The sequence below is a fragment of the Klebsiella sp. D-Nf1 genome (assembly GCF_002810515.1).
Taxonomy (GTDB): domain Bacteria; phylum Pseudomonadota; class Gammaproteobacteria; order Enterobacterales; family Enterobacteriaceae; genus Klebsiella; species Klebsiella variicola.
Genome location: NZ_PIOK01000002.1, coordinates 372,836 through 385,071 on the forward strand (window position 1 = coordinate 372,836; position 12,236 = coordinate 385,071).

The window sequence follows — 12,236 nt, forward strand, 5'->3', positions numbered from 1 at the left end:
GCGTTTTCCCGCTGGCCCGTTACGGTCGAAAAACGCGACAATCGAGATCCCAGAGGTATTGATAGGTGAGTTTCTTAAGTACGCTCTTCGTACTGAACGTCTTACACCGACCTGCGCAGATGCGCAGGTTTTTTTTATTCCGAAAATCTCCCCGCTGCACTGCTTTCCCACGCCTTCTCGTGTAACCTGCTTTGACTCATCAACCGGTCACATGGAGTTGTTATGCTTTTGGGATTTTTCAGACTGCTGTTCAAGGGGTTATACCGGGTCAGACTGACCGGCGACACGCAGGCTTTATACCAGCAAAAGGTCTTAATTACCCCGAACCACGTCTCTTTCCTCGACGGCATTCTGCTGGCACTGTTTTTGCCGGTCCGACCGGTTTTTGCGGTCTATAGCTCAATCAGCCAGCGCTGGTTTATGCGCGCGCTGACGCCGATTATCGACTTTGTGCCGCTGGACCCGACCAAACCGATGTCGATCAAACATCTGGTGCGCCTGATTGAGCAGGGGCGGCCGGTGGTTATCTTCCCGGAGGGGCGAATTTCGGTCAGCGGCTCGCTGATGAAAATTTATGACGGCGCCGCCTTTGTCGCCGCCAAATCGCAGGCGACCATCGTGCCGTTACGCATTGAAGGCGCCGAACTGACGCCGTTCAGCCGGCTGAAGGGGCTGGTGAAGCGTCGCCTGTTCCCGCGTATTCAGCTGCATTTGCTGCCGCCCACCCATCTGCCGATGCCCGAGGCGCCGCGCGCCCGCGACCGGCGGAAAATCGCCGGAGAAATGCTGCATCAAATCATGATGGAAGCCCGGATGGCAGTGCGTCCGCGGGAAACCCTGTATGAGTCGCTGCTGGCGGCGCAGGACCGCTTCGGCGCGCGCAAACCCTGCGTGGAGGATATCAACTTCCAGCCGGATACCTATCGCAAGCTGCTGACCAAAACCCTGTTTGTCGCCCGCATTCTGGAAAAATACAGCCAGCAGGGCGAGAAGATCGGCCTGATGCTACCCAACGCCGGCATCAGCGCGGCGGTGATTTTCGGCGCTATCGCTCGCGGGCGCATTCCGGCGATGATGAACTATACCGCTGGGGTGAAAGGGCTCAGCAGCGCGATAGCCGCTGCGGAAATCAACACTATTTTTACCTCACGCACCTTCCTCGATAAAGGCAAACTCTGGCATCTGCCGGAGCAGCTGACCCAGGTGCGCTGGGTGTTCCTGGAAGATCTCAAAGGCGATATCACCCCCGCGGACAAACTATGGATTTTCGGTCATCTGCTGGCGCCGCGTCTGGCGCAGGTTAAGCAGCAGCCGGAAGACGCGGCGATGATCCTCTTTACCTCCGGCTCAGAGGGCAATCCGAAAGGGGTGGTGCACAGCCATAAGAGTCTGCTGGCAAACGTCGAGCAGATCAAAACCATCGCCGACTTTACCGCCAACGACCGCTTTATGTCGGCGCTGCCGCTGTTCCACTCCTTTGGCCTCACCGTCGGTCTGTTGACGCCGCTGTTTACCGGGGCAGAAGTGTTTCTCTATCCCAGCCCGCTGCACTATCGCGTGGTGCCGGAGCTGGTCTACGATCGCAACTGCACGGTGCTGTTCGGTACCTCGACCTTCCTCGCCAACTATGCCCGCTTCGCTAATCCGTATGATTTCTACCACCTGCGCTACGTGGTCGCCGGCGCGGAGAAGCTGCAGGAGAGCACCAAACAGCTGTGGCAGGATAAATTCGGCCTGCGCATTCTTGAAGGCTATGGCGTGACCGAGTGCGCGCCGGTGGTCTCGATTAACGTGCCGATGGCGGCGAAGGTCGGCACCGTGGGCCGTATCCTGCCGGGGATGGACGCCCGCCTGCTGGCGATGCCTGGCATCGAGCAAGGGGGACGACTGCAGCTGAAAGGGCCAAACATCATGAAAGGCTACCTGCGGGTGGAAAACCCCGGGGTACTGGAAGCGCCAGCGGCGGAAAACCAGCACGGTGAGAAGGAAGTGGGCTGGTATGACACCGGCGATATCGTGACCTTCGACGAGCAGGGCTATGTTCGCATTCAGGGCCGCGCTAAGCGTTTCGCCAAAATCGCCGGCGAGATGATCTCCCTGGAGATGGTGGAGCAGGTGGCCCTCGGCGCGTCGCCGGACAAGATGCACGCCACAGCGATTAAACAGGACGCCAGCAAAGGCGAGGCGCTGGTGCTGTTTACCACCGATAATGAACTGACTCGCGAAGCCCTGCTGCGCTACGCTCGCCAGCACGGAGTACCGGAGCTGGCGTTACCGCGAGATATACGCTGGCTGAAGCAACTGCCGGTGCTCGGCAGCGGCAAGCCAGACTATGTCACCCTGAAAAACATGGTCGACGAGGCGGAAACAACCCATGAGTGAGTCAGTACATACTAACCCTTCGCTGTACTCGAAAGGGATGATGGCGGTGATCTGCGCCCAGTTCCTGTCGGCCTTCGGCGACAACGCGCTTCTCTTCGCCACCCTGGCGCTGATGAAGCAGCTCTATTATCCGGAGTGGAGCCAGCCGGTCCTGCAGATGTTGTTTGTGGGCGCTTACATTCTTTTTGCTCCTTTTGTCGGCCAGTTTGCCGATAGCTTTGCCAAAGGCCGGGTGATGATGGTGGCCAACGGTCTGAAGCTGCTCGGCGCCGGCTGTATCTGCTTTGGCGTCAATCCGTTTATCGGCTATACGCTGGTAGGGATTGGCGCCGCCGCCTATTCGCCGGCCAAGTATGGCATTCTCGGCGAACTGACCACCGGCGATAAGTTAGTGAAGGCTAACGGACTGATGGAGTCCTCGACCATCGCGGCGATCCTGCTGGGCTCGATGGCTGGCGGGATCCTCGCCGACTGGCACGTACTGGCGGCGCTGATCGTCTGCGCGCTGGTCTACGGCGGGGCGGTAGTGGCAAACCTGTGGATACCCAGGCTGCCGGCGGCGCGTCCGGGGCAGTCGTGGCGTTTTAAGCCAATGACGCACAGCTTCTTCAGCGCCTGCCGCACGCTGTGGCGCAACGGCGAAACCCGTTTTTCGCTGATGGGGACCAGCCTGTTCTGGGGCGCTGGCGTGACCCTGCGCTTCCTGCTGGTGATCTGGGTGCCGGTGGCGCTGGGCATTACCAGCAACGCCATGCCTACCTATCTCAATGCGATGGTGGCGGTGGGGATTGTGCTGGGGGCCGGGGCGGCGGCGAAGCTGGTGACCCTGGAGACGGTATCGCGCTGTATGCCGGCGGGAATATTGATCGGTATCGCCGTGATGGCCTTTGCGGTGCAGCAGTCGCTGCTGCCGGCGTTCGGTCTGCTGTTACTGCTCGGGGTGTTCGGCGGGTTCTTTATCGTACCGTTGAACGCGCTGCTGCAGGAGCGTGGGAAACATTCGGTCGGGGCAGGTAACGCGATTGCGGTACAGAACCTGGGCGAAAACGTGGCGATGCTGCTGATGCTGGGGCTCTATTCCCTGGCGGTGAGCGTGGGCGTTCCGCCGGTCGCCGTTGGGGTAGGGTTTGGTGCGGTCTTTGCCGTGGCCATTGCTGCGCTGTGGGTCTGGGGGCGGCGTAAATAACGTCCCGGCTTGCGCTGCGCTTAACCGGGCGACGGGTTCACCAATGTCTGCTCTTCGGTAGCCCGGGTAAGGCGTATACGCCGCCACCCGGGGCTTTGCTTTCTTACGGTGCCGGGTAGGTATAAACCTGATGCACCGCTTCAATCTCCGCTAACACCTCTTCACTCAGCTCAAGCTGCAAACTTTCCACGTTGGCCTGCAGCTGCGCCATGGTCGTCGCGCCCAGCAGGGTGCTGGCGACAAATGGCTGCCGACGCACAAAGGCCAGCGCCATTTGCGCCGGATCGAGGCCGTGGCGTTTGGCGATATCCACATAGGCCGCTACCGCTTTCTGCGACTGTTCGCTGCTGTAGCGCGTAAAGCGGCTGAACAGCGTGTTACGCGCCCCTGCCGGTTTGGCGCCGTTGAGATATTTCCCGGTCAGTGTGCCGAAAGCCAGGCAGGAGTAGGCCAGCAGCCCCACGCCTTCGAACTGGCTGACTTCCGCCAGGCCAACTTCAAAGCTGCGGTTCAGCAGGCTGTAGGGGTTCTGAATGGTCACAATCCGCGGCAGGTCGTGCTTATCCGCCAGGTGCAGATAACGCATCACGCCGAAGGCGGTTTCGTTCGACACGCCGATGTAGCGGATCTTCCCGGCTCGCTGGAACTCGGTCAGCGCTTCGAGGGTATCCAGCAGGGTCACTGCGGGCGCGGCATCAGCCCAGGTATAGCCCAGCTTGCCAAAGCAGTTGGTTGGGCGCTGCGGCCAGTGTACCTGATACAGGTCGAGATAATCGGTCTGCAGCCGCTTCAGGCTGGCGTGCAGCGCCTCGCGGATATTTTTGCGGTCCAGGACGTGATTAGGCCGTATGCTGCTGTCGTTATTACGCGCGGGCCCGCTGACTTTGGAGGCCAGCACCAGCTTTTCGCGATTGCCGCGTTTCGCCAGCCAGTTGCCGACGTAGGTTTCGGTCAGCCCCTGAGTTTCCGGGCGCGGCGGGACGGGGTACATTTCGGCGACATCGATCAGATTGATGCCATTGGCAACCGCATAGTCGAGCTGCTGATGGGCATCGGCCTCGCTGTTCTGCTCGCCAAAGGTCATGGTCCCCAGCCCGAGGGTGCTGATTTCAAGAGAACTGTGTGGGATACGGTGATACTGCATAGCCAGCTTCCTTTTTATTTATAAGGTCAGGCATTCCCCGACAAAGGAGTATCAACATGGCAGAGGGTGAGAAAAAGAGGAAGTAAAAAATCAAAAAAGCCGGGTGACGAGGAGGGCGGTGGGTGGAACCCGCGGTGTCCTGGTGTATCCCGACTCTTCTCAAAAGACTGGTTGTCGGTAAGCGCAGCGTCAACAGAGGCTGGGGCCGACGGGGAAAGATTAACGCTTAATGATTTGCGAAACGTCGTCACGATTGATCTGCATTTTATTACCCTGCTGATCTTCGTAACTGATTAAACCGGTATCGTCATCCACGGTAGGTTTACCGTCGGTCAGAATCATTCGCCCATCTTTGGTCGCCATGACGTAATCGCTGCTGCAACCGGAAACCGAGAACGCCAGTCCTACGGCGGAAATCAATACTGCCCATTTTTTCATCGTCATCACCTCTTGAGTAGCTGCACCCCATACCCTTCTATTAATAGCCTGATTTGTGAGACATAAAAAGCAGTAAAGTCTGAAAAAGGGTTGCAGCCTGTGACCAGGCTGCAATTTTGTGGTTTACAGCGGGTTTTTCTTATTGCGCAGCAGGTTAAGGCTCTCCACCGCAATAGAGAAGAACATGGCGAAGTAGATGTATCCCTTCGGCACATGGACGTCGAAGCTTTCAAGCATCAGGGTAAAGCCGACGAGGATCAGAAACGACAGCGCCAGCATTTTCACCGAAGGATGACGGTCAACAAAATCGCCGATAGGTCGCGCGGCGAACATCATCACCCCCACCGCAATCACTACCGCCGCCATCATGATGAACAGATGATCCGACAGGCCGACGGCGGTGATCACTGAATCGAGGCTAAAGATGATATCCAGCAGCATGATCTGCACGATAGCGCCGAGGAAGGAGTGGACGTTCGTCTTCAACCCCTCTTCTTCACCTTCGATAGATTCATGGATCTCTTTACTGGCCTTCCAGATAAGGAACAGTCCGCCGAGCAGCAAGATCAGGTCGCGAAAGGAAATCTCATGTCCGAAGGCGCTGAACAGCGGGTTAGTCAGTTTCACCACCCAGGCGATAGAGGCCAGCAGCGCCAGGCGCATGAGCATCGCCCCCATTAAGCCGATCCGACGCGCATGGGCGCGCTGGGCGGTGGGGAGCTTGGCCACGACCAGAGAGAGAAAAATAATATTATCGATCCCGAGCACGATCTCCAGCAGCGTCAACGTGCCCAGCGCCAGCCAGGCGTTAGGATCGGTTATCCATGCAAATAACATTGTTCAAAGTCCTGCAAAATAGAAAGCAGCAATTATATGCAAGCCCTAACGCAGAACAAAAAATTAATCGTGTTGTAACAAGAAATGGCGGGCGAGCAGGGCGGCGGTAAAATTCTTTTTCAGGTAAAAGCCGCGCGGCAGCGTCAGGATCGTCTCCCCGTGCGCGCCGATGGCCTCGGTCAGCGCCTTGCTGTTGGCGGCTTTCGGTCTTAACTGCAGCACCTCGCCGTGGCGGGCGGTAATGCGCTCAACTTCGCCCAGAACAATGAGATCCATCAGTTCCTCCCAGTCCATGCGCAGCTGGCGCTCCTCGTCTTCGTCGGGGCTCCACAGCAGTGGTGCGCCGACGCGCCGTGCCGCCAGCGGGATGGTGCGCTCACCCTCCACCGGGATCCACAGGACGCGCTGCAGCTTATGCCGCACATGGCTGCTCTCCCAGGTGACGCCGCTATTGCCGGTTAACGGGGCGACACAGACGAAGGTGGTCTCCAGCGGACGTCCCTGGCTGTCGATGGGGATCGTTTTGAGCTCGACCCCCAGCGCGGCGAAATCCTGCTCGGGTTTACTGCCTGCGCTGGCGCCCAGCCACAGCTCCAGCAAAATGCCCGTCCAGCCTTTATCGCGTTTCAGATCGCGCGGAATGGGGATCCCGGCCAGCGCCGCCAGCTCGCCCAGCGAATAGCCAGCCAGCTGACGGGCCTGGGCCAGCAACTGTTCCTGACTTTGCGGCGGCGAGGAGAGAGGGGCGATAGTGGGCATAGGTCGCTACCTTTGGCTAAAAAATGAGCGCTATTTTTGCGCGTTGTGGATAGAGTTTACCGTTTTCTGAGTAACTATACCAATACCATGATTTATATGAGTTTTTAAACTTATTTCGCCGCGGGTGAAAACCGTGAAAACAGGTTTTCCAGAACTGGTCACTGACAATAAACAGGATCTTACACCATGTTATCCACAGAAAAGTGGGATAACTGGGGAAAAGCCTCACTACTGGTTCGATTTACAGCCTTGACGTGCGACGAAAATCGAAATTTTAGAGAAAACCTGCCCGCGGTCTGCGCGTAATCTGTGGATAAAATCGACATTGCTCGATCTTTCATCAGTCAGCGGATCGCATATGTGATGATCGTCACGTTACGCTGTAATAAGTGAAAGGAATATATTCTAACTTAATGAATATGCTATCATTATTTTAAGGTGTTAGCGGTGCGATGTTCAGATTACTCCGGGTTTTCCCGGGGTAATTCCGTACTTCTTCACAACTCTATCCACAGAAAAAGTGAATAAAATAGGGCGCCAACCGCATTCATTGTTTATAACTCTGGCAATTACTGTGAGTTATTCAAATGTTATCCGTTCTCAGTGTGCGAACAGAGTGGTTTACCGTTTCCGGCGAGTGTGAAACAATCATTCACATTGAAGCTTATCTTGAGGTAGTCCGGTGATTGATGACGATGGCTACCGCCCAAATGTCGGTATTGTAATCTGTAATCGTCAGGGCCAGGTCATGTGGGCCCGACGCTATGGTCAGCACTCGTGGCAGTTCCCGCAAGGGGGCATAAATCCAGGAGAATCCGCAGAGCAGGCGATGTATCGGGAATTGTTTGAAGAGGTCGGGTTAAGCCGTAAAGATGTGCGGATCCTTGCCTCAACCCGTAACTGGCTGCGTTACAAGTTGCCTAAACGTTTGGTGCGTTGGGACACAAAGCCGGTTTGTATCGGCCAGAAACAAAAGTGGTTTCTTTTGCAGTTGATCGGCAACGATGCGGACATCAATATGCAAACCAGCAGTACACCTGAATTTGATGGTTGGCGTTGGGTGAGTTACTGGTACCCGGTTCGCCAGGTGGTGTCGTTCAAGCGCGACGTCTACCGCCGGGTGATGAAAGAGTTCGCCAGCGTGACCATGTCGCTGGCGGAGAGTGCACCTAAGCCGCAAAGCGCGCCTGCATATCGACGTAAAAGAGGTTAAGCCACGCACATTATGCTCACTCGGTTGCGAGAAATAGTCGAGAAGGTCGCGAGTGCGCCGCGTTTAAACGAGGCGCTGGATATTCTGGTGACGGATGTCTGCCAGGCGATGGAGACGGAAGTCTGCTCGGTTTACCTGGCTGACAATGACCGACGCTGCTATTACCTGATGGCCACCCGCGGGTTAAAAAAACCTCGCGGGCGCACCGTTGCGCTGGCGTTCGATGAAGGCCTGGTGGGGCTGGTCGGCCGCCTGGCAGAGCCCATCAACCTCGCTGATGCGCAAAAACACCCCAGCTTCAAATATATCCCTGCCGTCAAAGAGGACCGCTTCCGCGCCTTCCTTGGCGTGCCGATCATTCAGCGCCGCCAGCTGTTGGGCGTGCTGGTGGTCCAGCAGCGCGAGCTGCGTCAGTTTGATGAAAGCGAAGAGTCTTTCCTCGTCACCCTCGCCACCCAGATGGCGGCGATCCTCTCCCAGTCCCAGCTGAACGCCCTGTTCGGCCAGTATCGTCAGACGCGCATTCGCGCCCTGCCGGCCTCTTCCGGGGTGGCGATTGCCGAGGGCTGGATGGACGTCAGCCTGCCGCTGATGGAGCAGGTGTATGAAGCCTCGACGCTGGACACCGCCTCGGAACGCGAACGCCTGACCGGCGCGCTGGAAGAGGCGGCTAACGAATTTCGTCGCTACAGCAAACGCTATGCTGCCGGCGCGCAAAAAGAGACGGCGGCGATTTTCGATCTCTACTCGCACCTCCTCTCTGACGCCCGCCTGCGTCGCGAGCTGTTTGCCGAAGTCGACAAAGGCGCGGTGGCTGAGTGGGCGGTCAAAAAGATCATTGAGAAGTTCGCCGAACAGTTTGCCGCGCTCAGCGACGGTTATCTGAAAGAGCGGGCCGGCGATCTGCGTACCCTGGGTCAGCGTCTGCTGTTCCATCTCGACGACAGCATTCAGGGGCCCAACACCTGGCCGGCGCGCATTATCCTCGTGGCGGACGAGCTGTCGGCCACCACCCTCGCCGAAGTGCCGCAGGATCGTCTGGTCGGCGTGGTGGTGCGCGATGGCGCCGCCAACTCCCATGCCGCCATTATGGTACGCGCCCTCGGGATCCCGACGGTGATGGGCGCCGATATCCAGCCCTCTCTGCTGCATGGCCATACCCTGATTGTCGATGGCTATCGCGGTGAGCTGCTGGTGGATCCAGAACCTGTCCTGTTGCAGGAATATCAGCGCCTTATTAGTGAAGAGAACGAGCTCAGCCGCCTGGCGGAGGACGATCTCCAGCGCGCGTCGGAGCTGAAAAGCGGCGAGCGGGTGAAAGTCATGCTCAACGCCGGCTTAAGCCCGGAGCACGAAGAGAAGCTCGGCAGCTTTGTTGACGGCATTGGCCTCTACCGTACCGAAATTCCCTTTATGCTGCAGAGCGGCTTCCCCTCTGAAGAGGAGCAGGTCTCGCAGTATCAGGGCATGCTGCAGATGTTTAACAGCAAACCGGTGACCCTGCGTACCCTGGACATCGGCGCGGATAAACAGCTGCCGTATATGCCGATCAGTGAAGAGAACCCGTGCCTCGGCTGGCGCGGGATCCGCATCACCCTCGATCAGCCGGAGATCTTTTTGATCCAGGTGCGGGCGATGCTGCGCGCCAACGCCGCCACCGGCAACCTCAGCATTTTGCTGCCGATGGTGACCAGTCTGGAGGAGGTGGATGAGGCCCGTCGGCTGATCGACCGCGCCAGCCGGGAAGTGGAAGAGATGATCGGCTACGCCATCCCACGTCCACGCCTGGGGGTGATGCTGGAGGTCCCGTCGATGGTCTTTATGCTGCCGCAGTTGGCCAGTCGGATCGATTTTATCTCGGTAGGGACGAACGACCTGACCCAGTACCTGCTGGCCGTCGACCGCAACAATACCCGGGTCGCCAGCATGTATGACAGCCTGCATCCTGCGGTATTACGGGCGCTGGCGATGATTGCCCATGACGCGGAGCGCTTTGGCATCGATCTGCGACTGTGCGGCGAGATGGCAGGCGACCCGATGTGCGTGACGATCCTTATCGGCCTCGGTTATCGCCATCTGTCGATGAACGGCCGCTCGGTGGCGAGGGTGAAATATCTGCTGCGCCGCATTGATATCGAAGAGGCGCAGGAGCTGTCGCGTCGCAGCCTCGATGCCCAGATGACCGCCGAGGTGCGCCATCAGGTGGCGGCCTTTATGGAGCGTCGCGGTCTCGGCGGCCTGATCCGCGGCGGGCGATAGCGGTAGCCCGGGTGAGGCGTAAGCCGTAACCCGGGGATCCTCTGTTCGCGCCATTCGGCAAAATGAGGGTACCGCCGGGAAAACGGCATTCTGTTAGCATCCGTATACATATCTTTTACACGTTCGGCGCGGATCGCACCCCAGGCTTATGCTATGATTCGCCTCCTTCGGCGTGCCCGTTTTTATCGGGCATAGATCATCACCGCTGTCCACTTTCGGCGGAATAACAAGTCTTTATGGTGACAGATGAATAGTGGCTACCTGCATTTTCCGGAGTTCGATCCGGTCATTTTTTCTCTAGGCCCGGTCTCCCTCCACTGGTACGGTTTGATGTACCTGGTGGGTTTTGTCTTTGCGATGTGGCTGGCCACCCGTCGCGCTAATCGTCCGGGCAGCGGCTGGACGAAAAATGAAGTGGAAAACCTGCTCTACGCGGGTTTCCTCGGCGTCTTCCTGGGCGGCCGTATCGGCTACGTGCTGTTTTACAACCTGCCGGTATTTCTTGCCGATCCGCTGTATCTGTTCCGCGTCTGGGACGGCGGCATGTCGTTCCACGGTGGCCTGATCGGCGTGATCCTGGTGATGATTATCTTCGCCAAACGCACCAAACGCACCTTCTTCCAGGTTTCCGATTTTATCGCGCCGCTGATCCCGTTTGGCCTTGGCGCCGGGCGTCTGGGCAACTTTATCAACGGTGAGCTGTGGGGCCGCGTGGACCCGAGCTTCCACTACACGATGATTTTCCCGGGCTCCCGTGCCGAAGACCTGGCGCTGCTGCCGACGCATCCGGAATGGCAATCGCTGTTTGATACCTACGGCGCGCTGCCGCGCCACGCGTCGCAGCTGTACGAGCTGGCGCTGGAAGGCGTGGTGCTGTTCCTGATCCTGAACCTGTTTATCCGTAAACCGCGCCCGACCGGCTCCGTTTCCGGTCTGTTCCTGATTGGCTACGGCCTGTTCCGTATTATCGTGGAATTTTTCCGCCAGCCCGACGCTCAGTTCACCGGCGGCTGGGTGCAGTACATCAGCATGGGGCAGATTCTTTCGATCCCGATGGTGCTTGCGGGTATCATTATGATGGTTTGGGCTTACCGCCGCCGTCCGCAGCAACAGAATTCTTGAGGAACCATGAAACAGTATCTTGATTTGATGCAGAAAGTGCTCACCGAGGGCACGCCAAAAAATGACCGCACCGGCACTGGCACGATCTCTATTTTCGGCCATCAGATGCGTTTTAACCTGCAGGAAGGCTTCCCGCTGGTGACCACCAAGCGCTGTCATTTACGCTCCATCATCCATGAACTGCTGTGGTTCCTGCAGGGAGACACCAACGTCGCCTATCTGCACGACAACAACGTCACGATCTGGGATGAGTGGGCAGATGAAAATGGCGACCTGGGGCCGGTCTACGGCAAACAGTGGCGCTCCTGGCCTGCGCCGGATGGTCGTCATATCGACCAGATCACCACGGTGATGAACCAGCTGAAAAACGACCCGGACTCCCGCCGGATCATCGTCTCGGCGTGGAACGTCGGCGAGCTGGATAAAATGGCCCTGGCGCCGTGCCACGCCTTCTTCCAGTTCTACGTCGCCGACGGCAAGCTCTCCTGCCAGCTGTACCAGCGCTCCTGTGACGTGTTCCTCGGCCTGCCGTTTAACATCGCCAGCTACGCGCTGTTGGTGCATATGGTGGCGCAGCAGTGCGATCTGCAGGTCGGTGATTTCGTCTGGACGGGTGGCGACACCCATCTGTACAGCAACCATCTTGAGCAGACCAACCTGCAGTTGAGCCGCGAACTGCGTCCGTTGCCGAAGCTGGTCATCAAACGCAAACCGGCGTCGATTTTCGACTACCGCTTTGAAGACTTCGAGATTGAAGGTTACGATCCGCACCCGGGCATTAAAGCGCCGGTGGCGATTTAACCCCCAGCAGAGATGACCAACCGGCGCCCGATGGCGCCGGTTTTTTTATGCCTTTTGCACCATCAGAATGGAGGATATCTCCATAGCCACAGGGA

At 57.9% G+C, this 12,236-nt stretch carries 10 protein-coding genes and 1 pseudogene; 6 read left to right on the forward strand and 5 right to left on the reverse strand.

Annotated elements, in window-relative coordinates:
* The first annotated feature begins 222 nt into the window (after positions 1-222).
* Entirely contained in the window at positions 223-2,382 is a 2,160-nt protein-coding gene (aas, locus tag CWM54_RS11820; protein WP_100697173.1) for a bifunctional acyl-ACP--phospholipid O-acyltransferase/long-chain-fatty-acid--ACP ligase, read from the forward strand.
* Positions 2,375-3,568 carry a lysophospholipid transporter LplT gene (gene lplT / locus CWM54_RS11825; RefSeq protein ID WP_100697175.1) on the forward strand — a complete coding sequence of 398 codons (1,194 nt, stop codon included), beginning with the start codon at positions 2,375-2,377 and terminating at the stop codon, positions 3,566-3,568. The genes aas and lplT overlap by 8 nt, the downstream gene beginning before the upstream one ends.
* 103 nt (positions 3,569-3,671) lie before the next feature.
* On the opposite strand, the gene CWM54_RS11830 is transcribed toward lplT, so the two are convergent.
* The 5 genes and pseudogenes from CWM54_RS11830 to CWM54_RS11850 form a co-directional block, all read right to left on the reverse strand.
* Positions 3,672-4,712: an NADP(H)-dependent aldo-keto reductase gene (locus CWM54_RS11830; protein WP_100697177.1), complete on the reverse strand. Its 1,041-nt coding sequence runs from the start codon at positions 4,710-4,712 to the stop codon at positions 3,672-3,674.
* 219 nt (positions 4,713-4,931) lie between these two features.
* On the reverse strand, positions 4,932-5,150 hold the full coding sequence (locus tag CWM54_RS11835; protein WP_002915974.1) for a YgdI/YgdR family lipoprotein: 219 nt from the start codon (positions 5,148-5,150) through the stop codon (positions 4,932-4,934).
* 123 nt (positions 5,151-5,273) lie between these two features.
* Entirely contained in the window at positions 5,274-5,987 is a 714-nt protein-coding gene (locus CWM54_RS11840) for a TerC family protein (RefSeq protein ID WP_100697178.1), read from the reverse strand.
* A 63-nt stretch (positions 5,988-6,050) separates the two neighbouring features.
* The gene (mutH, locus tag CWM54_RS11845) at positions 6,051-6,746 is read right to left on the reverse strand and encodes a DNA mismatch repair endonuclease MutH (protein WP_047666896.1); all 696 of its coding nucleotides are present in this window, start codon (positions 6,744-6,746) and stop codon (positions 6,051-6,053) included.
* Between the two features lie 88 nt (positions 6,747-6,834).
* Positions 6,835-6,975: pseudogene (locus CWM54_RS11850) on the reverse strand (hypothetical protein); the annotation flags it as partial.
* Positions 6,976-7,428: 453 nt separating this feature from the next.
* Here CWM54_RS11850 and rppH point away from each other — a divergent pair.
* From rppH to thyA, 4 genes are all read left to right on the forward strand, one after another.
* Positions 7,429-7,959: an RNA pyrophosphohydrolase gene (gene rppH, locus CWM54_RS11860; protein ID WP_004205443.1), complete on the forward strand. Its 531-nt coding sequence runs from the start codon at positions 7,429-7,431 to the stop codon at positions 7,957-7,959.
* A 12-nt stretch (positions 7,960-7,971) separates the two neighbouring features.
* Positions 7,972-10,218: a phosphoenolpyruvate--protein phosphotransferase gene (gene ptsP / locus CWM54_RS11865; protein ID WP_100631300.1), complete on the forward strand. Its 2,247-nt coding sequence runs from the start codon at positions 7,972-7,974 to the stop codon at positions 10,216-10,218.
* Positions 10,219-10,464: 246 nt separating this feature from the next.
* Positions 10,465-11,340 carry a prolipoprotein diacylglyceryl transferase gene (gene lgt / locus CWM54_RS11870; RefSeq protein WP_061153416.1) on the forward strand — a complete coding sequence of 292 codons (876 nt, stop codon included), beginning with the start codon at positions 10,465-10,467 and terminating at the stop codon, positions 11,338-11,340.
* A gap of 6 nt (positions 11,341-11,346) precedes the next feature.
* Positions 11,347-12,141 (forward strand): thymidylate synthase, encoded by a 795-nt coding sequence (gene thyA, locus CWM54_RS11875; protein WP_100697182.1) that lies wholly within the window; start codon positions 11,347-11,349, stop codon positions 12,139-12,141.
* Positions 12,142-12,236: the final 95 nt, after the last annotated feature.

Bases quoted from the DNA above. Each gene is read 5' to 3' on its own strand.
- lplT (WP_100697175.1), top strand. From the start codon at position 2,375: ATGAGTGAGTCAGTACATACTAACCCTTCGCTGTACTCGAAAGGGATG.
- CWM54_RS11840 (WP_100697178.1), bottom strand. From the start codon at position 5,987: ATGTTATTTGCATGGATAACCGATCCTAACGCCTGGCTGGCGCTGGGC.
- ptsP (WP_100631300.1), top strand. From the start codon at position 7,972: ATGCTCACTCGGTTGCGAGAAATAGTCGAGAAGGTCGCGAGTGCGCCG.
- CWM54_RS11835 (WP_002915974.1), bottom strand. From the start codon at position 5,150: ATGAAAAAATGGGCAGTATTGATTTCCGCCGTAGGACTGGCGTTCTCG.
- thyA (WP_100697182.1), top strand. From the start codon at position 11,347: ATGAAACAGTATCTTGATTTGATGCAGAAAGTGCTCACCGAGGGCACG.
- mutH (WP_047666896.1), bottom strand. From the start codon at position 6,746: ATGCCCACTATCGCCCCTCTCTCCTCGCCGCCGCAAAGTCAGGAACAG.
- lgt (WP_061153416.1), top strand. From the start codon at position 10,465: ATGAATAGTGGCTACCTGCATTTTCCGGAGTTCGATCCGGTCATTTTT.
- CWM54_RS11830 (WP_100697177.1), bottom strand. From the start codon at position 4,712: ATGCAGTATCACCGTATCCCACACAGTTCTCTTGAAATCAGCACCCTC.
- aas (WP_100697173.1), top strand. From the start codon at position 223: ATGCTTTTGGGATTTTTCAGACTGCTGTTCAAGGGGTTATACCGGGTC.